The organism is Pseudomonas sp. P2S-1, from assembly GCF_057197725.1.
The window spans coordinates 5,380,284-5,400,748 of record NZ_CM170068.1 but is presented as its reverse complement, the minus strand read 5'-3'; the positions used below and the strand labels follow the sequence as shown (position 1 = coordinate 5,400,748).

Below are 20,465 nucleotides of genomic sequence, written 5' to 3'. Positions count from 1 at the left end.
CTGAATCGATCAAGGGTGAAACCATTCCTGTTCAATGCAGTACAATCCGGCGTTTTATTTGGCAGCGAGTCGACCCGCCAATGATCGAACCGAAACGCGTCCTGCGCGCCCTGGCCGAACACTGGAACCTGCTGGAACCTTTGTCAGAGCGTTTTGACGGCGGCACCCTGAGCCTGGGCGAACTGCGCCAGCAACTGGCCGCCCAGCAGCTGGAGAGCACGCCGCAGGACATCACCGCCCTGCTCGACGTGTGGATCCGCCTGGATATCCTGGTCCCGGTGGCAAAAAGCCCGAACCGCTTCGAGCTGAACGCGCAGATCCACGATTTCCTCGCCTACCTGCGCCGCGAGCACCGCCTCGGCCTGTGCCTGGAGATCGAGGCCTACCTGCGCCACCTGGAGCGCCTGGCCGGGCATATCCAGGACGCCTTCGACATTCGCGACGGCCACGACCTCGCCCGCCAGCTGCGCTTGCTCGACATGCGCGTGCGCGACGTGCTGAAGAAGCTCGACAACGACGAACAGGCCCTGGTCGGCGTGGCCGAGCGGGCCAAGACCAGCGACCGGCAGATCCCCCTGCGCCAGCGCTATGCCGAGGTCCTCGCGACCTGGGACGAATACGTCGAGCCGATGATCCAGCTGGTCAACGCCGACGGCGCCTTCGAACAGGGCGTGCGCAAGGTCGAGACCGTACTGCTGCGCCTGCTCAGCGAACAGGCGCGGCTCGGCCAACTGGTCGACGACGACATGCTCCTGCGCACCCACGCGCGCATCCTTGAAATGCAGACCAGCGCCCAGCTGACCCTGCGCCACGCCCGCGAACTGCTGCTGCCGCTGCGTGAAGAAGCGCGGCGGCACAACGCCGTGACCCGCGGCGCAGCCCTGGCCCTGTCAGTGATCCGCCGCAAGGGCATCGACGCCGTGCCGCAGGCGGCCATGCCGCTGTTCACCCGGCCGCAGAGCACCTTCCTCGGCAGCGCCAGCCAGGTCGAGGCCTATGTCTACGCCCTGGCCCGCTTCGAACCGAAGCCGGCGCAGTTCCCCAAGGCGCACAAGACCCACAAGGGCGAGCCGACCCGCGCCCCGCGCACGGTCAAGGAAATGCTCGAGCGCTGCGAGGACGCCCTGCCCCTGCCGGACCTGATGGTCTGGTTGCTGGAGCAGGAGCCGGAAGGCGCCACCGACGAATTGCTCTATTGGTTCTCGCGACTCTCGCGGGAAAAACGCTTCTCCCGCGAACGCCTCGACCGCCGCGAGTATTCCACTCGCGAACACCTGGTCAGCCTGCGCTCCTTCGCCCTGACATCCAGCCGCGAAACGTCGCCCGGACCTTCGCCCGAACCTGCTGCGAGCCCTGCCCATGCATCTTGATCTTTCCGAACTGTCCCAGCTCGCGCCGATCTTCCGCGAGCTGTTCAAGGGCTTTCATATCAGCCGGCGCGACCCGGAGCTGTACGCCCAACTGTCGAACTTCCAGGACCAGTACCGCGGCCTGTTCAAGGCCCTCGGCTACGAACTGGTCTGCGATACCCGCGGCTTCTACTACTTCGTGCCCGAGCAGGCTGCCGCCCAGGTCAACAAGACCGCGCAGCGCCTGGCGCTGTTCACCTTCATCCTGGTCGAGCACCTGGCCGACCAGGGCCGCGACCCGATGTCGGTACTGGACGGTGGCAGCCTCGGCCGTGACGAACTGCCGTCGATGCTCGACAAGTACCGCGACCTGTTCCTCCAGGCCGAAGTGCAGACCCCGGACGAGCTGGAAGAGAAGATCATGCGCCGCATGACCCAGCTCGGCTTCGCCCACGAAGAGAACGGTATCTACCGCTTCCTGCCGCCGATGCACCGCTTCCTCGATGTCTGCCTGTCGGTCCAGCAGGACCGCGACCTGGCCGCCAGCCTGCACAGCAACCTGCCGCTGCCGACCCCGGTGCTGGTGGTCGAGGAAACCCCGGAAGAACTCAACCGTACCGACGATCCGCTGGACCTGGCGCCGTTCGCAGAAGAAAGCGAAGAAGAGGCCCTGGCCCGGGCCATCGCCGAAGAGCAACAGGAGATTGACGCATGAGCCAGGAACGCTACGGCATCCGCCGTTTCGCATTGCTCAACACCGCCGGCTACAGCCTCGGCCTGTTCCCCCTGGAACACCCGCTGTCGGTCTACGGTGCCAACAACCTGGGCAAGAGTGCCTCGATCAACGCCCTGCAGTTCCCGATCCTGGCGCGCATGTCGGACATGAGCTTCGGCAAGTACAGCCTGGAGCAGTCGCGGCGCTTCTACTTCGCCAGCGACACCAGCTACATCCTCTGCGAGGTCAACCTGCCCCACGGCCCGCACGTGATCGGCGTGGTCGGGCGTGGCCCGGGTGGCGGCTTCGGCCACCAGTTCTTCGCCTACGCCGGCGAGCTGGACCTGGCCCACTACCAGAAGAACGACACCTGCCTGCGCCAGAAAGAGCTGTTCAGCAACCTCGAGCGCAACGGCCTGAAAGCCTACGAACTCAAGCCTGACGAACTGCGCCGACTGCTGGTCGGCGGGCACACCTCGATCCCGCTGGACCTGACCCTGATCCCGCTGCGCTCCACCAGCGAGCAGAGCCTGAAGACCTTCCGCGCCCTGTTCATCAACCTGCTGCACATGCGCGAGATCACCGCGGCCAAGCTCAAGCAGCTGTTCCTCGATGCCTTCGAGCACAGCCTGCGCTCCGGCAGCGTCGACTACATCGCCGCCTGCGACGAAGCCTTCCGCGACGTGCGCCGCATGGAGCAGGACTACAACTCGCTGGTCGCCGCCGGGCCGCTGGTCGAGGCGCTGGCCAACGGCGTGGCCCAGCGCGACATCCTGCGCGGCAAGCTGCATCGCCTGTCTCCGCTGCTCGACTCGCTGCTGGGCACCTGGCAGGACTACTCCAGCGCACGCAAGGACGAGCTGGTCATCCAGGCCGAGCACTACAAGGGCGAGCAGGACTCGCTGCAGAACGACCAGCGCAACGGCACCCAGGAGCTGATGCGCCTGGAGCGGGAAATCAGCGGCATCCAGCGCTGGCTGGGTGAGCTGTCGGTGCTGAAGAACCGCTTCGCCCTGGTCGACGATGTCAAGGTCCTGGAACAGCAACTGCTGGCCGCCAAGGATGCCCACGACGAGCTGGCCGGTGCCCTGGCCCAGTCTCGCCAGTTCAGTGCCGAAGACCTGGAAGAGCGCCTGCGCGACCTGGAAAAACGCCTGAAGTCGGTGAAGCAGCAGCTCGATCACGCCGACAACAACAGCTACGCGCGCCTGCGCGAAGAGTTCTCGCAGCAGGACGTCGAGCGCCTGATGCGCCTGTTCAACGGCGCGCTGTTCAGCCTGCCGCTGGGCGAGCGCGGCATCGAGCTGGACGAGAGCGATGTCTGGATCAAGACCCTCGAAGCCCTGCTGGACGGCTTCAAGGGCGAGCGCTTCGAAGTGCCGGGGATCTCCGTCGACCTCTCGCATATCGAACCGCCGGCCCTGCAGGCCCTGGCCGACCGTGCTGCCCTGCGCGACCAGAAGGAGCGTCTGGAGAAGGAGCTCAAGCAGCTCAAGACCCAGCAATCCGTGGCCGCCGACCGCGCCGCCAGCAAGACCCAGACCGAAGCCCTGTACCAGCAGGTGCTGGACGCGCAGAAGGCCCTCGAGGACTTCCGCCGCAGCCAGACCCTGAGCGCCGAGGAAGGCGACAAGCTGGAGCAACTGGCGCAGCTCGAAGCCGCCCAGGACGAACTCAAGCGCTCCAGCGACGCCTTCACCGAGCGCGTCCAGCAACTCTCCGCCAAGCTGCAACTGGTGGGCCGGCAGATCGCCGATATGGAAGCCAAGCAGCGCACCCTCGACGACGCCCTGCGCCGCCGTCAGTTGCTGCCGTCGGACCTGCCGTTCGGTACGCCGTTCATGGAGCCGGTGGACGACTCCATGGACAACCTGCTGCCGCTGCTCAACGACTACCAGGACAGCTGGCAGGGCCTGCTGCGGGTCGACAATCAGATCGAGGCGCTGTACGCCCAGGTGCGCCTCAAGGGCGTGGCCAAGTTCGACAGCGAAGACGACATGGAGCGCCGCCTGCAACTGCTGATCAACGCCTACGCGCACCGCACCGACGAAGCCCTGACCCTGGGCAAGGCGCGGCGTGCGGCGGTCACCGACATCGCCCGGACCCTGCGCAACATCCGTAGCGACTACGACAGCCTCGAACACCAGTTGGCCCTGTTCAACCGTGAGATCAACCGGCGCCAGGTGTCCAACCTGGAGAGCTTCCGCATTGTCCTTGCACCGAACAAGGAAGCGCTCAAGCACATCGACCAGATCATCCACAGCGCCGGCCAGTACGAGGAAGGCGAGACCCTGTCGGTATTCGACCTGAGCCAGAGTGCCGAGCAGGACAACAAGAACGAGGAAGCCAAGGAATACCTGGCCCGCCTCGTTGCCGCGAACCACAACCAGCTGGGCCTCAAGGACCTGTTCGAACTGGCCTTCGAGATCACCAAGGTGCATGGCCAGCCGGTGATTCACACCGACATCGACGGTGCGGCGTCCAACGGCACCACCATGACCATCAAGGCGCTGACCAACATGTACTTGTTGCTGCACTTGATGGACCGCGACCTGGCCGGCCGTGTGCGCCTGCCGTACTACCTCGACGAAGCCGCGGACATCGACGAACGCAACCAGGCCGCACTGCTGGAAACCAGCCTGCAACTGGGCTTCGTACCGATTCTGGCGAGCGTGAAGCCGCAGGTGTCGGCGCGGGTGGCGATCGACCTGGAAGGCGGCAGTGGTCCGAACGGGATCTACATCGACGAGGCGGACTGGAAGTACATCAGCCGTAGGGATGTGGAGAAGGCGGTGGTGCGGGAGGAGGCTGAAGAGACTTCAGCCTGAATGTGTGCCGGGGTCCTCCGGGGCCCCAACGCGCAGGCGCTAATTTAGCGTTTTGACAGGAAAGACCGATTAATTATCAATTTACCAACTCGATTAGCATTTTAGCACAAACTCCACCATTATCGTTTTAGGATCAGACCTCTAGAAAATTAATGCTTTTGCACGACCATTAAAGGATTTCCATCATGCAAGTCGGTTTCAAGGCGCTTGCCGCCCGTTACGGCATTGCACTCGTGCAACCCCTGCGCGTTGAATCCATGATCGGAGCGAGTCGCCTTAGCCGAGATACTGGCGAGTTGGTCGAGAATCGCTATCCGCCAAGGTACCGTCCGACGGACGATTTCAACGGCCACTTCGAGTTCGGCCTCAAATATGAAGACATCCATCTGGAATTCTTCGCCCGACTGTTCGCCACTGTCGGCCCTCAGCCGCTGGAGGCCTGGTGCCGTGATGAACCCTTTGGTCAATACGCCCGCCGTGCAGGCTTTTTCTATGAGTGGCTGACCCAACAGCGATTGGACGTGCCCGACATTAGCAACGGTGGCTACATCGATGCGATTTCGGCAGATCGCTACCTTGCCAGCACAACGCCTCCGGTTCGTGTGCGCCGCTGGCGCATTAACGACAACCTGCCGGGAACCGAGGGATTCTGCCCCATCGTTCGCCGCACGGCAGCCGTTCAAGAGGCGTTGCAATTCGATCTGAGCGCCGAACTCAGCGAGCTGGACCGAGCCTACGGCGCCGACATCCTCCTGAGAACCGCCAGCTGGCTGACCTTCAAGGAGTCGCGCGCCAGCTTCCTGATCGAGAAAGAAGCGGATCAGGCAGACCGCATCCAACGTTTTGCCCATGTCATTGCACAGCATTGCGGACATATCCAGGAGCCTCTGAGCGACCAAAGTCTGCGGGCACTGCAAGGCGCGATCCTGGGACAGGATGCATTCGGACTGGGCCTGCGCCGCTCTCCTGTATTTGTTGGACAAGCCACGATGCGCGAAAACATCGTGCACTACATCGCTCCGCATTTCGACGACGTGCCATCGATGCTGGAAGGCTTGAAGGCATTCGAACGCATGACCAGAGGTGCCGAGCCCCTGGCCCGGGCCGCAGTGCTCGCATTCGGGTTCGTCTACATTCACCCGATGAAGGATGGCAACGGGCGAATCCACCGTTTCTTGATCAACGACACCCTCGTTCGGGACAAGGCTGTGCCTGAGGGCGTGATCTTGCCTGTTTCGGCCACGATCACTAGCTCAGCTGAATTCCGCGCGGGTTATGACCGTACGCTGGAAGTGCTTTCGCGGCCGCTGATGCGGCGCTACGCGACAGCCTATCGCTTTGGCGAATTGGAAAAGTACGATGACGGCACACTCAGCAACTTCATCTTTGATGAGTATGACGACGCACGATTTGCATGGCGGTATCCAGATCTGACCGAGCACGTGCTGTACACCACTCGCGTCGTCACCCATACGATCCGCACAGAAATGGCCGAAGAAGCCAAGACGCTGATGGTCTTCCAGCTTGCTCTTGAACGCCTCAAGGATGTCGTCGAATTACCGGACCAGGACGCTACACGGATCATTCGGTCAGTCAGGGAAAATGGCTGGAGGATTTCCGGAAAACTCAGGAAGCAGTATCCCCAACTGGAAGAAGAGCCTCGGGCGTCGCGCATGCTGGAGGCTATCCAGTCGGCATTCGAAGGCAGGGATATCGCCTCTCCCAGCGAGTGAGACTTTGAGCTCCATGGACTTCCCGGCGATGAGCGGATCAGCTCCGGGAAGTCCATGAAGAGGCTATTTGGCCCAAGGCAGAATCGGGATCGCCGTCACCGCGTTCTGCGGGCTGCCCTCGATCACCCGGTCGCTGTACACCAGATACACCAGGGTATTGCGCTTCTTGTCGAAGAAACGCACAACCTGCATGGTCTTGAACACCAGCGACGTGCGCTCCTTGAACACTTCATCGCCGTCCTTCAGGTCACCCTTGAAGTTGATCGGTCCGACCTGGCGGCAGGCAATCGACGCCTCCGCCCGATCCTCGGCCAGCCCCAGTCCACCCTTCACGCCGCCAGTCTTGGCCCGCGACAGATAGCAGGTCACACCCTCGACCTTCGGATCATCGAACGCCTCGACGACGATCTTGTCGTTCGGCCCGAGCACCTTGAACACGGTGGATACCTCACCCACCACTTCCGCCGAAGCCAGCACCGGCAGCGCCAGCAGGGCGGCAGCAAACAGTCCCTTGAACAAATTCATATCCCTCACACCAGAATCAGGTTGTCGCGGTGCACCAGCTCCGGCTCGGCGCTGTAGCCCAGCAGGGCCTCGATGGCGTCCGACGGCTGACCGATGATCTTCTGCGCTTCCAGGGCGCTGTAGTTGGCCAGGCCACGGGCGACTTCGACGCCGTCCGGCCCGACGCAGACCACCATCTCACCACGGCGGAAGCTGCCCTGCACGGTCTTCACCCCGACCGGCAGCAGGCTCTTGTTGGCCTGGCGCAAGGCCTGCACGGCACCGGCGTCCAGCACCAGGGTGCCGCGGGTCTGCAGGTGGCCGGCCAGCCATTGCTTGCGCGCCGCCAGCATGCCGCGCTCCGGCGACAGCAGGGTGCCGATGCGCTCACCGGCCTTGAGGCGGTCCAGCACGCGCTCGATGCGCCCGCCGATAATGATGGTGTGGGCACCGGAACGGGCCGCCAGGCGCGCCGCACGCAACTTGGTCTGCATGCCGCCACGGCCGAGGGCGCCCCCGGTGCCGCCGGCCACGGCGTCCAGCGCCGGATCGTCGGCACGGGCTTCGTAGATCAGCTGGGCTTCGGGGTTGTTGCGCGGATCGGCGTCGAACATGCCGTCACGGTCGGTGAGGATCACCAGCAGGTCGGCTTCGACCAGGTTGGCCACCAGCGCCGCCAGGGTGTCGTTGTCGCCGAAGCGGATCTCGTCGGTGACCACGGTGTCGTTCTCGTTGATCACCGGCACCACACCCAGTTCCACCAGGGTGCGCAGGGTGCTGCGGGCGTTGAGGTAACGCTTGCGGTCGGAGAGGTCGTCGTGGGTCAGGAGAATCTGCGCGGTGTGCTTGCCGTGCTCGGCAAAGCTGGATTCCCAGGCCTGCACCAGGCCCATCTGGCCGATGGAGGCCGCGGCCTGCAGCTCGTTCATCGCACTCGGTCGCTTGGTCCAGCCCAGACGGCTCATGCCGGCAGCCACGGCCCCCGAGGAGACCAGCACCAACTCGACGCCCGCTTCGCGCAGGGCCACCATCTGCTCAACCCAGACACCCATCGCCGCGCGATCCAGGCCCTTGCCATCCGCCGTCAGCAGGGCACTGCCAATCTTCACGACCCAGCGCTGGGCACCTGTCACCTTGCTCCGCATCTTCTTCCAACCTATCGATCTGTGTGGATTCTGTAGATTCTGTAGATAACAAAACGCCGCTTGAAAAAGCGGCGTTCAGTGTACTGCAACGGATCAGTCGCGCACGTAAATGATTTCCGGACCGTCTTCGTCGTCCTCGTCGTCCCAGAAGTCATCGTCGTCGCTGGTATCGTCGACGCTCTTGACGCCGGTACGGCGCAGGGTGCGCGCATCGTCCAGGGCCTGCAGCTGGGCGCGGGCCTCGTCTTCGATACGCTGGTCGAGGTCGGCCAGCTCGGCGGCGTAGGCCGGGTCGGCGGCCAGACGGTCGGCGCGGTCTTCGATGTAGCGCATCAGGTCATGGCTGATCTGCTCGGTGCCCTGGCGGGAGATGGCCGAGATCAGGTAGACCGGGCCTTCCCATTGCAGGCGATCGACCACTTCCTTGACCCGGGCTTCACGCTCGTCTTCCGGGATCATGTCCGACTTGTTCAGCACCAGCCAGCGCTCGCGCTCGCACAGCGACGGGCTGAAGCGCTCCAGTTCGTTGACGATCACCTCGGCGGCATCGGCCGGGCTGCTTTCGTCCAGCGGCGCCAGGTCCACCAGGTGCAGCAGCACACGGGTACGGGCCAGGTGCTTGAGGAAGCGGATACCCAGGCCGGCACCGTCTGAAGCGCCTTCGATCAGGCCGGGAATGTCGGCGATGACGAAGCTTTTCCAGCGATCGACGCTGACCACGCCAAGGTTCGGCACCAGGGTGGTGAACGGGTAGTCGGCAACCTTCGGCTTGGCGGCCGAAACGGCGCGGATGAAGGTGCTCTTGCCGGCGTTCGGCAGGCCCAGCAGGCCGACGTCGGCCAGGACCTTCATTTCCAGCTTGAGGTCACGCTGCTCGCCCGGCTTGCCCGGGGTGGTCTGGCGTGGCGCACGGTTGGTACTGGATTTGAAACGGGTGTTGCCCAGGCCGTGCCAGCCGCCCTGCACCACCATCAGTTTCTGCCCTGGCTTGACCAGGTCGCCGATGATTTCCTGGGTGCTGGCGTCGATCACGGTGGTGCCCACCGGAACCCGCAGGACCAGGTCGTCGCCCTTCTTGCCGGTGCAGTCGGTGCTGCCGCCGTTGGAGCCGCGCTGGGCTTCGAAGTGACGGGTGTAACGGTAGTCGACCAGGGTGTTGAGGTTTTCGTCGGCAATCATGAACACCGAACCGCCGTCGCCACCGTCACCGCCGTTGGGGCCGCCGTTCTCGATGAACTTTTCGCGGCGGAAGCTCATGCAACCGTTCCCGCCATCACCGGCTTTGACCCGGATCGATACTTCGTCAACAAACTTCATAAAAACCGCCTCTCGTCAGACCGACGAGCTGAGTGACCAGATACGTAAGGCTCTTGCAAAAATGAGCGCGGCTAACCCGTCAAGCGAATACAGCGCCGGCAGCCCATGCGGACAGCTTTGCAAGAGACTCACTCCATAAACGAAAAAGCCCCGTCGCAAGACAGGGCTTTCCCAGCGGTTGCACGATTACTCGGCAACAACGCTCACGTAACGACGACCGAAGGCGCCTTTTACTTCGAACTTGATCTTGCCAGCGATCTTGGCGAACAAGGTGTGATCCTTGCCCATGCCAACGCCGTAGCCAGCGTGGAACTGGGTGCCGCGCTGACGGACGATGATGTTGCCTGGAACGATAGCCTGGCCGCCATACATCTTCACGCCAAGGCGTTTGGCTTCTGAGTCGCGACCGTTACGGGTACTACCACCAGCTTTTTTGTGTGCCATGAGTTCAATTCTCCTGAAGGGGGATTAGGCTGGGAATTAAGCCTGAATACCGGTGATTTTGATCTCGGTGAACCACTGGCGGTGGCCCATACGCTTCATGTGGTGCTTACGGCGGCGGAACTTGATGATGCGCACTTTGTCGTGACGACCTTGGGAGATCACTTCAGCAACAACTTTTGCACCAGCAACGACTGGAGCGCCGATGTTCACGTCGTCGCCATTGGCAACCAGCAGGACGCGGTCGAAAGTAACGGATTCGCCGGTAGCGACTTCCAGTTTTTCGATCTTCAGGTATTCACCTTCGGCGACTTTGTACTGCTTGCCACCGGTAACAATTACTGCGTAAGACATGGTATTTCTCCGATAATCCTGCTCACCCAGCGCTTTATAGGAAGAGTATTGGCTGGCATGGCTGCACGAGGCTGGAACGGCCCGGTGCAATTGCGTAAGGCAGGTGCTGCCCAGGAAGTAGGGTGCGCGATTGTACGCAAGCCCGCCGGGCCTTGCAAGTGGCGCCCCGGGCCGCCCGGCCGGGCGCCTTGACAGGCTGGAACCCGCAACCTAGCATGCCGCGCAACCTATATGGAGCACCTGTGGCCGATGCAACCCCAAGCTTTCTACCGCGCGGTAGCGGACGATTTCAGCGCCGTTGACGAGATCATCAAGAAACAGCTGACTTCGCGCGTCCCGCTGGTATCGAAAATCGGCGACTACATTACCTCGGCCGGCGGCAAGCGCCTGCGTCCGCTGCTGGTGCTGCTCTGCGGCAAGGCCCTGGGCCGCGAAGGCGACGACCTGCGCCTGCTCGCCGCCACCATCGAATTCCTGCACACCGCCACCCTGCTGCATGACGACGTGGTCGACATGTCCGGCATGCGCCGTGGCCGCTCCACCGCCAACGCCCTGTGGGGCAACGCGCCGAGCGTGCTGGTGGGCGACTTCCTTTATTCCCGCTCGTTCGAAATGATGGTCGAGCTGGGTTCGATGCCGGTCATGCAGATTCTCTCCAAAGCCACCCGGGTCATCGCCGAGGGTGAAGTGCTGCAGCTGTCGCGGGTTCGCGATGCCAGCACCACCGAAGAGATCTACATGGACGTCATCCGCGGCAAGACCGCGATGCTGTTCGAAGCCTCGACCCACAGCGCCGCCGCCCTGGCCAATGCCAGCGAAGAACAGCGCGAAGCGCTGCGCACCTTCGGCGACCACCTGGGCGTGGCCTTCCAACTGGTCGACGACCTGCTGGACTACAAGGGCGACGCGCAGACCCTGGGCAAGAACGTCGGCGACGACCTCGCCGAAGGCAAGCCGACCCTGCCGCTGATCTACACCATGCGCGAAGGCACCCCGGAGCAGGCCGCACTGGTTCGCCAGGCGATCCAGAAAGGTGGCATCGAGGATCTGGAACGCATCCGCGAAGCCGTGGAAGCCTCCGGTTCGCTGGACTACACCGCAAAAATGGCCCGCGACTACGTCGCCCGCGCCATCGCCTGCCTCGAAGTGCTGCCGGCCAGCGAATACCGCGATGCGCTGGTCGAACTCAGCGAATTCGCCGTCGCCCGCACGCACTGATCCCGCCCCGGCCCGTCGCCTGACGGGCCCGCTTTTCCTCTGTAGGCCAAAACCCTATACAATGTGGGCTTTCTGCACGCATGACCCGAGGAAACGTAGTGAGCACCTTGCCACCCTGCCCCAAATGCAACTCCGAATACACCTATGAAGACGGCGCTCAACTGATCTGCCCCGAGTGCGCCCACGAGTGGTCGGCCAGCGGCGATGCCGAGGCGGCCAACGATGACGTGGTGAAGAAAGACGCGGTCGGCAACGTCCTGCAGGACGGCGACACCATCACCGTGATCAAGGACCTCAAGGTCAAGGGCACCTCCCTGGTGGTCAAGGTCGGCACCAAGGTCAAGAACATCCGCCTGTGCGACGGCGACCACGATATCGACTGCAAGATCGACGGCATCGGCCCGATGAAGCTGAAGTCGGAATTCGTCCGCAAGGTCTGATCCCCCGCCTGAATCCAGGTGCGCGCTGCGACACGGGCGCGCACCTCGGCAGAAAATGCAAATTATTCCCAATTGTCACTTGCTATTCTGATAATAAGAATTATTCTCACTGAACGCTTTCAAGGAGAATAGCCATGACTTATCTGATCGACGCCTGGCTTGACCGCCCCCACCCTTACCTGCGCATCCTCCACCGCGAGACGGGCGAAGTCTGCGCCGTGCTCGAAGAAGCGGCACTGGACGAACTGCGCGACCAGGGCGACCTGGACCTGAATGGTTTGAATTCGAGTGAGCCGATCGTACTCAAGGAACTGGTGAGGAACCTGTTCCTGTTCTGTTATGCCCGGGCGTTGCGCCCGAACACGCCGCATGCGGGGTTCTAGCTGATCTCTGTGTTGTTCTTCAGGGCCTCATCGCTGGCAAGCCAGCTCCCACAGGTATCGCGTGCACCGCTGAACCTGTGGGAGCTGGCTTGCCAGCGATAGGGCCCGAAAGGACAAGGAAGACCTTGCCCCCGGGCACAAGCCTTACAGAACGTCCAGCAGCTCGACGTCGAACACCAGCACGCTGTGGGGCGGGATGCTGCCAACGCCTTGCGCGCCGTAGGCCAGCTCGCTCGGCACGTACAGGCGCCATTTGCTGCCGGCGTTCATCAGTTGCAGGGCTTCGGTCCAGCCGGCGATCACGCCGCCAACCGGGAATTCGGCCGGCTGGCCACGATCGTAGGAGCTGTCGAAGACAGTACCGTCGATCAGGGTGCCGTGGTAGTGGGTACGCACGCTGTCTTCGCGAGTCGGCTTGGCGCCGTCGCCAGCGGTCAGTACTTCGTACTGCAGGCCGGAAGCCAGGCTGGTGATGCCTTCGCGCTTGGCGTTCTCGGCCAGGAATTCCTTGCCGGCAGCCGCCGCAGCTTCAGCCTTGGCAGCCTGCTCGGCCTGCATGACTTCACGGATAACCTTGAAGCTGGCCGACAGGTCTTCTTCGCTGACGCGGCTCTCGGCGCCGTTGAAGGCGTCGGTCAGGCCGGCCAGGATGGCGTTCAGGCTGACGCCCGGTGGCGGGTTGTCACGCAGTTGACCGCCCAGTTGACGGCCGATGCCGTAGCTGACGCGGGATTCGTCGGTGGACAGGTTGAGTTCGGACATTGGCTTGCTCCGCAGCAGGGCGCATGAAGACCGCGCCCTTTATGAAAAGGGCTCGCAGCCTAGCACACTGCGGCGAAGCGAATCAGCTAGCGAGCGCCACGGCTGGACACCGGCAGCTTGAGGTCTTCCTCGACCACGCTGGCCATCCCGCACATTTCGTCCTGCACCGACCAGTGCACCAGGTGCAGCGGCACCTCCGGCAAGCCGACCAGCAGGTTGTGCGCCTCCTCCACCGAATGCACTTTCAGGCGCCCGCCACGGCTGTCCGTGAGGGCGTGGGCATGTCCGTGGGAGCGTGCTTCAAGAAGAAAATCGCCGCCTTCGATGGCGATCAGGTTGAGTTCGTCGATCCGGCCCGCGCGGGCCTGGCTGTTCAGTTCGTGCAGGTTCATGGGAATACCTCGCAACGGTGACTGCTCATTTTTCGTACAGCCGGTTACAAAGCACAAGGCACAAACGCAACCGCCCGTCCGTTTTGCAACGGACGGGCGGTGAGTGAAGCGGGCGCAGCCGGATCAGTGCTTGGTGACTTTATCCAGGTAACCCATGGCAAAGGCCGAAACGACGAAGGTCATGTGGATGATCACGTACCACATCAGGTAGTTGGACGCGATGTTCTGCGCATCCATGAACACCCGCAGCAGGTGGATCGAGGAAATCGCCACGATCGATGCCGCGACCTTCATCTTCAGCGAGGAGGAGTCCATCTTGCCCAGCCAGCTGAGCTTTTCCTTGTCCTCGTCGATGTCCAGTTGCGAGACGAAGTTCTCGTAGCCGGAGATCATCACCATCACCAGCAGGCCACCGACCAGGGCCATGTCGATCAGCGACAGCAGGACCAGGATCAGGTCGGCCTCGGCCAGGGCGAAGACGTTGGGCAGGACGTGGAAGATTTCCTGGAAGAACTTCAGCGCCAGCGCCAGCAAGCCCAGCGACAATCCAAAGTAGATCGGTGCGAGCAGCCAGCGCGAGGCGTACATCGCATTTTCGATAAAGCGTTCCATTGAGCTAGTCACCTGAAGGCGGGGGAAAATCGGGCAGGAGTATATCAGCCGAACGTGTAGGAAAAAGCCCGCGACGCGCTGCCGCAGGCTCGCTTCAGTGATGAACGTGGCCGTTGACCCGGCGCAACTGGGCCTGCAGATGCACGCTCCAGATCTGCGGATCATCGGCCAACTGGTAACCGTGCAGGGTCAGGCTGTCGACGATGGCATTGAGCACCGACTCGGCCACGAAAGGTCCATGGAACGGCCCCTGGGCCTTGATGGCGGAAGGTTGTTCGCCTGCCATGCCGGCGGCGAAGAGGAGCGTCCACATGCCGTTGTCACCGGACAGGGGACGAATGCTGCACTCGATGCGGGTCACCAGACCCAGGCATTGACGGGTAAGGCTGAGGCTGCGCGGCATGGCGACGACCCTCGGTAGAACCTCGTTCAGCCTTCGACAAGGCTGTTTCCATCCTGTACCGACGACTATCCATGCTGTGAAGAATAGAAGAAAACCGGCCAGCACAAGGCAGCGAAGGAGAACGGGCGCCGAATGGTCATGCCACCCCGGCGCCCGCGTTCAACCGGTCAGGCCGGCTTCACCTCGGCAAGCGCCTGTTCCGCCTGCTCTTTTTCCGCCTCCTTGAACTCTTCCTCGCTGATCATCTCGGCGATCACCCGCAGGCGCTCCACCACCCGGGCGTTGACGCTGCCCTCGGGGAACTGGCCATCGGCATCCGGCGCACCGGCCGGCTCGCCGACCAGCAGGCTCAGCGCCTCATCGGCCTGGCTGACCGCATACACATGGAATTGCCCGGCACGCACGGCCTGCAGCACCCGCTCGTCGAGCATCAGGGTCGAGACGTTGGCTTTCGGGATGATCGCGCCCTGCTCCCCGGTCAGCCCGCGGGCCTCGCAGAGACGGAAGAAGCCCTCGATCTTCTCGTTGACCCCGCCCACCGCCTGCACTTCACCGAACTGGTTGATCGAACCGGTTATAGCGAAACACTGCTTGAGCGGTGTCTTCGACAGGGCCGAGATCAGCGTGCAGGCCTCGCCCAGGGAGGCGCTGTCGCCGTCGACATAGCCGTAGGACTGCTCCAGGGCGATGCTCGCGGAAATCGCCAGGGGGAATTCCTGGGCGTAGCGGCTGCCGAGGTAGCCGGTGAGGATCATCACGCCCTTGGAGTGGATCGGCTGGCCGAGATTGACCTCGCGCTCGATATCGACGATGCCGCTGCCACCCGGATACACCGTGGCGGAAATCCGCGCCGGCACGCCGAAGGCCGAGTCGCCCACTTCCAGCACGGTCAGGCCGTTGCACTTGCCGACCGCAGCGCCTTCGGTGTCGATCAGGATGATCCCGGCGAGCATGTCGTCAAGAATCCGCGCCGAGACCCGTCCGGTGCGCGTGGCCTTGGCCTTGAGCGCCCGTTCGATATGGCCGACATCGGTCATTTCGTCGTTGGCCAGGTGGCGGATGAAATCCGCCTCGCTGACCAACTGGAACAGGTCACCGATGCGTGCCGACAGACGCTTCTGGTTTTCCGCCAGGCGCGCGCTGTAGGTCGCCAGGCGCGCCACCGCATCGGCGGTCAGCGGCGCCATGCCTTCCTCGCTGGTGCGGGTTTTCAGCAACTGGGCGAACTGCTCCAGGCTCTCGTCATGCATCGGGATCTCTTCATCGAAATCCACCAGTACGCGGAACATCTCCTGGAAGTCCGGATCATGGTCCTGCAGCGCGTAGTAGAGCTGACGCGCACCGATGATGATGACCTTGACCTGCAACGGGATCATCTGCGGGGTCAGGGTCACGGTGGCGATGCGGCCGAGCTCGCCCAGCGGCGATTCCATCTTCAGCTTGCGCGATTGCAGGGCGCGCTTGAGCGCATCCCAGACGAACGGCTCGCCGAGCATCTTCTCCGCTTCGAGGATCAGGAAACCGCCGTTGGCACGGTGCAGCGCCCCCGGACGCAACTGCCGGTAGTTGGTGTACAGGGCGCCCTGGTCGGTGCTGTATTCGATACGGCCGAACAGGTTGTCGTAGGTCGGGTGCGGTTCGAACACCACCGGCGCACCGCCGTTGGCCGCATGACCGACCACCAGGCTCGGCGACAGCTGCTCTTCGAGCATCTTGCGCGCTACGGCGTCGATCTTGCTGTCATCCACCAGTTGCTCGACCACAGTACGCAGCAGGTGCACCTGCACGGCTTGCAGGTAGGCGCAGACCTCGGCGTTCTCCGAATATTTCTCGGACAGCGGGCCAAGCAGCGGTTGCAGGGCCAGGGTGATGGTTTCTTCGTTGAGCTGGCGCAACTGATTGTTCGACTCGCGCTTCCACTGCGGCAGGCTGGCGAGCTCTTCGTTGAGGCGCTCCTCCAGTTCCGCGATATCGGTATGGAAACGCTCGCGCTCGGCTTCCGGCAGCTGAGCGAACTCGGCTTCATCCAGCGCCTTGCCATCGCTCATCGGGGTAAAGGCGACGTTGCTGCTGTCGCGATACAGCGCCACGTCCTTCTCCAGCGAGGCGCGCTCGATCACATCGAGGGCGCGGTCGTAGCGCTGGTTGAAGGCGCGGTCGATGGCGCTCTTCTTTTGCTGGTAGGAGGGGTGTTCGAACACCGCCGGGAAGGTCACCACGAGGTTGTCGATCAGGCTGCCGATATCGGCGATGAAGGTACTCGCGCTGCCGGCAGCCAGCTCCACCGCCCGCGGCTCGCGGGGCTCGTCGAAATTGTTGACGTAGACCCAGTCTGACGGGGTCTGCAGGCGCTTGCCTTCGGCTTTCAGGTAGCGTTTGACGAACGAGAAGCGGCCGGTCCCCGGCTCGCCCATGACGAACACGTTGTAGCCCGGACGTGGCATGGCGACGCCGAACTGCAAGGCTTCGACGGCACGTTCCTGGCCTAGTACACCGCGAAAGGGCTCCAGATCATTGGTTGTGGAAAAAGCGAACTGTTCAGCGGAAAACGGCCGGGTCAGGGCTTCGGGCGCAAGACGCAGGCTCGCAGCGACAGGATCGGGCATCGGGCTTCCTTACTTCGGCGGGGCAGATGACGGCATTCTGGCGCCGCCTGCGCCCGGCTTGCAAGGCTCTCTGCGCAATTGCCTACAGGGTGGAAAAACGTGACGGATCGCCTATGTGAAAGCAATATTTCGCAATTAATCACGGAACCGTTGAATCGTGCCTAAGCTCTACACTGCGCGGCCCGGTAGATAACCGGACCTGGTCCGGCAGTCCGTGGGGCCTGTCGGATAACCCTGACCTTTGGTTTGCACATCAAAAAGAGAATAAGGCTATGAAACGGATTCTTCTGGGTACTCTGTTCACCGCGGTTTCGATCAACGCCATGGCCCAGGCGCCGGGCGGTCCGGACTGCGGTTGGGGCAACATGCTGTTCGAAGGGCAACGCGGCACGCCTGCCCACTTCCTCGCTTCCACCACCAACGGCACCTCGGGCAACGCCACCTTCGGCATGACCTCGGGCACCAACGGTTGCTCGACCAACGCGGCACTGACCTACGGCGGCAAGTCGTGGATCGCCATGAACGGCATGATGAACGAGCTCTCCGAAGACATGGCCAAGGGCCAGGGCGAAGCCCTGACCACCTACGCCGTGGTGCTCGGTGTGGCCCCTGAAGACCGCGCGCACTTCGCCGCCGTCACCCATCAGCACTTCCAGGACATCTTCAAGACTGCGGACGCTACCGCCGAAGACGTTCACGCCAACACCCTCGCCGTCCTCAAGTCGGACGCTCGCCTGGCCAAGTACGCTACCCCGGCCTGAGCCTGACTTTGCGTCACCCCGCCCCGGCAACGGGGCGGGTTGTCCATCCCATCGGCTTCATTCGAGAAGTAGTCGCCCGATATGCTCAAACGCCTCGCCTACCTGGCGCTCTGTGCCTGTGCCCCGTTGCACGCCGCACCCCTCATGGACGAATCGCGCCTGCAGGCCCTGGCCGCCGATCCCTACTGGATCGCCCTCGGTCACTACGAGACGGGCAAGCTGGGCGGCTGGCGCAGCTATGTCGATGACGATCGCTTCTTTCTCGCCGAAGATGGCGCGCATCACCCCGAGCGTGAGCTGGCCGCGACGGTAAAAGCGCTCTACGCCCCCGCCAGCACAGGTGACCAGCATGCCCAATGCGTATACCCGGCGCGCACCCGCTGGCTGCGCGAGCAACTGCAACTCACTGACCTGCCGACCCCGGACTGCACCGAGTACAAGCGCTGGTTCGAGGATGTATCGCCGCACAGCGCGGTACTGATTTTCCCCGCCGCCTACCTCAACAGCCCGTCGTCGATGTTCGGCCACACGTTGCTGCGCATCGACCAGGCCGACGTGCAAAGCAACCAGACTGCCCTGCTCAGCTACGCGGTCAATTTCGGTGCCTATATCGAAGGCAACGACAACAGCATTCTCTACGCCTGGAAGGGCCTGATGGGCGGTTATCCCGGCCTGTTCGCCTTCGTTCCCTACCAGGAAAAACTCTCCGAATACCGCAGCCTGGAAAACCGCGACCTGTGGGAATACCGGCTGAACCTCACGCCCGAGGAAACCGGGCGCATGGTCGAGCACATCTGGGAGCTCAAGCAGATTCGCTTCGACTACTTCTTCTTCGATGAAAACTGCTCGTACCGCTTGCTGGAATTGCTCCAGGTGGCCCGACCGAACCTGGACCTGACTTCGCAATTCCCGCTGACCGCGATCCCGACCGATACGGTGAAGGCGGTGAAGAAGGCCGGGCTGGTGGAGCGGGTGGATTACCGCCCGTCGCGGGAACGCGAATTGCTCGCCCGTGCCGAACCGCTGGACAAGGCCGAGCAGCAACAGGTGCTGGAGGTGGCGGCCGATACCGGCAAGCTGCAAAGCCCGGAATTCACCGGTTTGCCCAAGGAGCGCCAGGCCCTGGTGCAAGATGCTGCCTATCGGCTCGAACGCTATCGCGCCACCGGTCAGGAGCGTGATCCGGAGCAGGCCAAACGCAGCTTCGAACTGCTGCGGGCGATCAACCGCAACCCGCCGCCGCCGCTTGAAGTGGAGCGCCCCGGATTGCCGGAGAACGGCCATGAATCGCGAACCTGGCAGCTCGGCGTCGGCACCCGGGAAGACCGGGCGTTCGCCGAGTATGGCCTGCGCATGGCTTATCACGACCTCAACGACAACGCCTATGGCTTCCCCCTCGGCGCGCAGATCGAGATCCTCCAGCTCAAACTACGCCAGTACGAGGGCAATGACTGGCAGGTGCAGCGCCTGGACCTGGCGACCATTCGCTCGCTGACGCCGCGCAACGACCTGCTGAAGCCCTGGTCCTGGCAGGTTGCCGGCGGACTGGAGCGGGTGCCGGGCAAGCACGACGACGAGGTGCTGGTCAGCCATGTGAATGGTGGGGCTGGCGGGACCTGGAAACTGGGTGACGACATGCTCGGCTTTGCCCTCGGCACGGTGCGGGTCGAGCACCACAACGACTTCGCCCAGTTCATCGCCCCGGCGGCCGGGTTCAATACCGGGGTGCTGTGGCGCAACGGGCTGGGCAACCTGAGTGTCGAGGCCAAGGGGGATTACTTCGTCAATGGCGAAGTGCGCCGCAGCCTGAGCCTGAACCAGCAGTGGGAGTTGAGTGACAGCCTTGGCTTGCGATTGAGCGCCAAGCGCGAGTTCAGCCAGTTGGCGACGGCGCAGAACGAGGTGATGCTGGAATTGAAGTGGTACAACTACTGAGTTTGATGTCGCTCTCAGGGGCCTCATCGCTGGCTTGCCAGCTCCCACAGGGTCCGAGTCGCAGCGGACATTGTGGGAGCTGGCTTGCCAGCGATGGGGCCCTTCCAGTCAGCGAGAGTTTCACGGCCTTTTGACAGCACACTGACATTCCCCCACCTAGACTTTCCCCATCATGCGGAGAGTGTTGCGATGCGGCGGTATTGGATAGTTGCAGTGTTGTTGTTGGCCGGTTGCCAGTCGACCCACCAGCAGTTGCTCGACCAGGGTTACCCACCGGCCTATGCCGATGGTTTCCAGGACGGTTGCGGCAGTGGCCGCCAGGCCGCCGGGGTGATGGCCGGTGAGTTCCGCAAGAACGTCCCCCGCTACCTCCACGAGCGCCAGTACGAAACCGGTTGGGACGACGGCTTCCGCCAGTGCCAGGCGATGCGCGAGAACCAGGACCAGCAGAACTATTACAACCGCCACTGGGACGAGCGCGAGGAACGCTGGCAACAGGAAAAGGACAATGACGCCGCCAAGGCCTATCGGCGCTGAACAGGTCGCAATCGGACATCCACTGCAACC

20 protein-coding genes are annotated in these 20,465 nt (G+C 63.0%); 10 read left to right on the top strand and 10 right to left on the bottom strand.

Going from position 1 to position 20,465, the window contains the following annotated elements:
* Positions 1-80: 80 nt before the first annotated feature.
* The 4 genes from mksB to AC2CQI_RS24135 all read left to right on the top strand — a co-directional run bounded on the left by mksB (position 81) and on the right by AC2CQI_RS24135 (position 6,625).
* Positions 81-1,370 carry an Mks condensin complex protein MksB gene (mksB, locus tag AC2CQI_RS24150; RefSeq protein ID WP_075801492.1) on the top strand — a complete coding sequence of 430 codons (1,290 nt, stop codon included), beginning with the start codon at positions 81-83 and terminating at the stop codon, positions 1,368-1,370.
* Positions 1,360-2,064 (top strand): Mks condensin complex protein MksE, encoded by a 705-nt coding sequence (gene mksE / locus AC2CQI_RS24145; protein WP_075801493.1) that lies wholly within the window; start codon positions 1,360-1,362, stop codon positions 2,062-2,064. Before mksB ends, mksE begins: the two co-directional genes overlap by 11 nt.
* Positions 2,061-4,892, top strand: coding sequence for an Mks condensin complex protein MksF (mksF, locus tag AC2CQI_RS24140; protein ID WP_075801494.1), 2,832 nt, complete (start codon positions 2,061-2,063; stop codon positions 4,890-4,892). The genes mksE and mksF overlap by 4 nt, the downstream gene beginning before the upstream one ends.
* Positions 4,893-5,077: 185 nt before the next feature.
* Positions 5,078-6,625 carry a Fic family protein gene (locus AC2CQI_RS24135; protein WP_484578102.1) on the top strand — a complete coding sequence of 516 codons (1,548 nt, stop codon included), beginning with the start codon at positions 5,078-5,080 and terminating at the stop codon, positions 6,623-6,625.
* Between the two features lie 63 nt (positions 6,626-6,688).
* Here AC2CQI_RS24135 and AC2CQI_RS24130 read toward each other — a convergent pair whose 3' ends face one another.
* From AC2CQI_RS24130 to rplU, 5 genes are all read right to left on the bottom strand, one after another.
* Positions 6,689-7,150 carry a CreA family protein gene (locus AC2CQI_RS24130; RefSeq protein WP_484578101.1) on the bottom strand — a complete coding sequence of 154 codons (462 nt, stop codon included), beginning with the start codon at positions 7,148-7,150 and terminating at the stop codon, positions 6,689-6,691.
* A gap of 5 nt (positions 7,151-7,155) precedes the next feature.
* On the bottom strand, positions 7,156-8,274 hold the full coding sequence (gene proB, locus AC2CQI_RS24125) for a glutamate 5-kinase (RefSeq protein ID WP_484578100.1): 1,119 nt from the start codon (positions 8,272-8,274) through the stop codon (positions 7,156-7,158).
* A 93-nt stretch (positions 8,275-8,367) separates the two neighbouring features.
* Positions 8,368-9,591 carry an Obg family GTPase CgtA gene (gene cgtA, locus AC2CQI_RS24120; RefSeq protein WP_484578099.1) on the bottom strand — a complete coding sequence of 408 codons (1,224 nt, stop codon included), beginning with the start codon at positions 9,589-9,591 and terminating at the stop codon, positions 8,368-8,370.
* A gap of 186 nt (positions 9,592-9,777) precedes the next feature.
* Complete coding sequence (gene rpmA / locus AC2CQI_RS24115) at positions 9,778-10,035, bottom strand: 50S ribosomal protein L27 (protein WP_009398991.1); 258 nt, start codon at positions 10,033-10,035, stop codon at positions 9,778-9,780.
* A 36-nt stretch (positions 10,036-10,071) separates the two neighbouring features.
* On the bottom strand, positions 10,072-10,386 hold the full coding sequence (rplU, locus tag AC2CQI_RS24110; protein ID WP_009398990.1) for a 50S ribosomal protein L21: 315 nt from the start codon (positions 10,384-10,386) through the stop codon (positions 10,072-10,074).
* A gap of 249 nt (positions 10,387-10,635) precedes the next feature.
* On the opposite strand from rplU, the gene AC2CQI_RS24105 reads away from it, so the two are divergent.
* From AC2CQI_RS24105 to AC2CQI_RS24095, 3 genes are all read left to right on the top strand, one after another.
* On the top strand, positions 10,636-11,604 hold the full coding sequence (locus AC2CQI_RS24105) for a polyprenyl synthetase family protein (protein ID WP_075801499.1): 969 nt from the start codon (positions 10,636-10,638) through the stop codon (positions 11,602-11,604).
* Positions 11,605-11,702: 98 nt separating this feature from the next.
* Positions 11,703-12,044: a zinc ribbon domain-containing protein YjdM gene (locus tag AC2CQI_RS24100; protein ID WP_075801500.1), complete on the top strand. Its 342-nt coding sequence runs from the start codon at positions 11,703-11,705 to the stop codon at positions 12,042-12,044.
* 134 nt (positions 12,045-12,178) lie between these two features.
* Positions 12,179-12,427: a PA4570 family protein gene (locus AC2CQI_RS24095; RefSeq protein ID WP_075801501.1), complete on the top strand. Its 249-nt coding sequence runs from the start codon at positions 12,179-12,181 to the stop codon at positions 12,425-12,427.
* 144 nt (positions 12,428-12,571) lie between these two features.
* On the opposite strand, the gene bamJ is transcribed toward AC2CQI_RS24095, so the two are convergent.
* From bamJ to AC2CQI_RS24070, 5 genes are all read right to left on the bottom strand, one after another.
* The gene (gene bamJ, locus AC2CQI_RS24090; protein ID WP_075801502.1) at positions 12,572-13,189 is read right to left on the bottom strand and encodes a BamJ family beta-barrel-assembly machinery protein; all 618 of its coding nucleotides are present in this window, start codon (positions 13,187-13,189) and stop codon (positions 12,572-12,574) included.
* 86 nt (positions 13,190-13,275) lie between these two features.
* On the bottom strand, positions 13,276-13,581 hold the full coding sequence (locus tag AC2CQI_RS24085) for a DUF6482 family protein (RefSeq protein ID WP_484578098.1): 306 nt from the start codon (positions 13,579-13,581) through the stop codon (positions 13,276-13,278).
* A gap of 123 nt (positions 13,582-13,704) precedes the next feature.
* The gene (locus tag AC2CQI_RS24080) at positions 13,705-14,193 is read right to left on the bottom strand and encodes a TIGR00645 family protein (protein ID WP_075801504.1); all 489 of its coding nucleotides are present in this window, start codon (positions 14,191-14,193) and stop codon (positions 13,705-13,707) included.
* Positions 14,194-14,287: 94 nt separating this feature from the next.
* The gene (locus AC2CQI_RS24075; RefSeq protein WP_075801505.1) at positions 14,288-14,596 is read right to left on the bottom strand and encodes a PA4575 family protein; all 309 of its coding nucleotides are present in this window, start codon (positions 14,594-14,596) and stop codon (positions 14,288-14,290) included.
* 167 nt (positions 14,597-14,763) lie between these two features.
* Positions 14,764-17,202, bottom strand: a complete 2,439-nt coding sequence (locus AC2CQI_RS24070; protein ID WP_484578097.1) for a Lon protease family protein — start codon at positions 17,200-17,202, stop codon at positions 14,764-14,766.
* Positions 17,203-17,474: 272 nt separating this feature from the next.
* On the opposite strand from AC2CQI_RS24070, the gene AC2CQI_RS24065 reads away from it, so the two are divergent.
* From AC2CQI_RS24065 to AC2CQI_RS24055, 3 genes are all read left to right on the top strand, one after another.
* The gene (locus AC2CQI_RS24065) at positions 17,475-17,963 is read left to right on the top strand and encodes a DUF3015 domain-containing protein (RefSeq protein WP_075801507.1); all 489 of its coding nucleotides are present in this window, start codon (positions 17,475-17,477) and stop codon (positions 17,961-17,963) included.
* A gap of 81 nt (positions 17,964-18,044) precedes the next feature.
* The gene (locus tag AC2CQI_RS24060) at positions 18,045-19,898 is read left to right on the top strand and encodes an Lnb N-terminal periplasmic domain-containing protein (protein ID WP_484578096.1); all 1,854 of its coding nucleotides are present in this window, start codon (positions 18,045-18,047) and stop codon (positions 19,896-19,898) included.
* Between the two features lie 189 nt (positions 19,899-20,087).
* Positions 20,088-20,435, top strand: a complete 348-nt coding sequence (locus AC2CQI_RS24055; RefSeq protein ID WP_484578095.1) for a hypothetical protein — start codon at positions 20,088-20,090, stop codon at positions 20,433-20,435.
* Positions 20,436-20,465 lie beyond the last annotated feature (30 nt).

Coding starts and splice junctions, on each gene's coding strand:
- mksB (WP_075801492.1), top strand. CDS start 81: ATGATCGAACCGAAACGCGTCCTGCGCGCCCTGGCCGAACACTGGAAC.
- mksE (WP_075801493.1), top strand. CDS start 1,360: ATGCATCTTGATCTTTCCGAACTGTCCCAGCTCGCGCCGATCTTCCGC.
- mksF (WP_075801494.1), top strand. CDS start 2,061: ATGAGCCAGGAACGCTACGGCATCCGCCGTTTCGCATTGCTCAACACC.
- AC2CQI_RS24135 (WP_484578102.1), top strand. CDS start 5,078: ATGCAAGTCGGTTTCAAGGCGCTTGCCGCCCGTTACGGCATTGCACTC.
- AC2CQI_RS24130 (WP_484578101.1), bottom strand. CDS start 7,150: ATGAATTTGTTCAAGGGACTGTTTGCTGCCGCCCTGCTGGCGCTGCCG.
- proB (WP_484578100.1), bottom strand. CDS start 8,274: ATGCGGAGCAAGGTGACAGGTGCCCAGCGCTGGGTCGTGAAGATTGGC.
- cgtA (WP_484578099.1), bottom strand. CDS start 9,591: ATGAAGTTTGTTGACGAAGTATCGATCCGGGTCAAAGCCGGTGATGGC.
- rpmA (WP_009398991.1), bottom strand. CDS start 10,035: ATGGCACACAAAAAAGCTGGTGGTAGTACCCGTAACGGTCGCGACTCA.
- rplU (WP_009398990.1), bottom strand. CDS start 10,386: ATGTCTTACGCAGTAATTGTTACCGGTGGCAAGCAGTACAAAGTCGCC.
- AC2CQI_RS24105 (WP_075801499.1), top strand. CDS start 10,636: ATGCAACCCCAAGCTTTCTACCGCGCGGTAGCGGACGATTTCAGCGCC.
- AC2CQI_RS24095 (WP_075801501.1), top strand. CDS start 12,179: ATGACTTATCTGATCGACGCCTGGCTTGACCGCCCCCACCCTTACCTG.
- bamJ (WP_075801502.1), bottom strand. CDS start 13,189: ATGTCCGAACTCAACCTGTCCACCGACGAATCCCGCGTCAGCTACGGC.
- AC2CQI_RS24085 (WP_484578098.1), bottom strand. CDS start 13,581: ATGAACCTGCACGAACTGAACAGCCAGGCCCGCGCGGGCCGGATCGAC.
- AC2CQI_RS24080 (WP_075801504.1), bottom strand. CDS start 14,193: ATGGAACGCTTTATCGAAAATGCGATGTACGCCTCGCGCTGGCTGCTC.
- AC2CQI_RS24075 (WP_075801505.1), bottom strand. CDS start 14,596: ATGCCGCGCAGCCTCAGCCTTACCCGTCAATGCCTGGGTCTGGTGACC.
- AC2CQI_RS24070 (WP_484578097.1), bottom strand. CDS start 17,202: ATGCCCGATCCTGTCGCTGCGAGCCTGCGTCTTGCGCCCGAAGCCCTG.
- AC2CQI_RS24065 (WP_075801507.1), top strand. CDS start 17,475: ATGAAACGGATTCTTCTGGGTACTCTGTTCACCGCGGTTTCGATCAAC.
- AC2CQI_RS24060 (WP_484578096.1), top strand. CDS start 18,045: ATGCTCAAACGCCTCGCCTACCTGGCGCTCTGTGCCTGTGCCCCGTTG.
- AC2CQI_RS24055 (WP_484578095.1), top strand. CDS start 20,088: ATGCGGCGGTATTGGATAGTTGCAGTGTTGTTGTTGGCCGGTTGCCAG.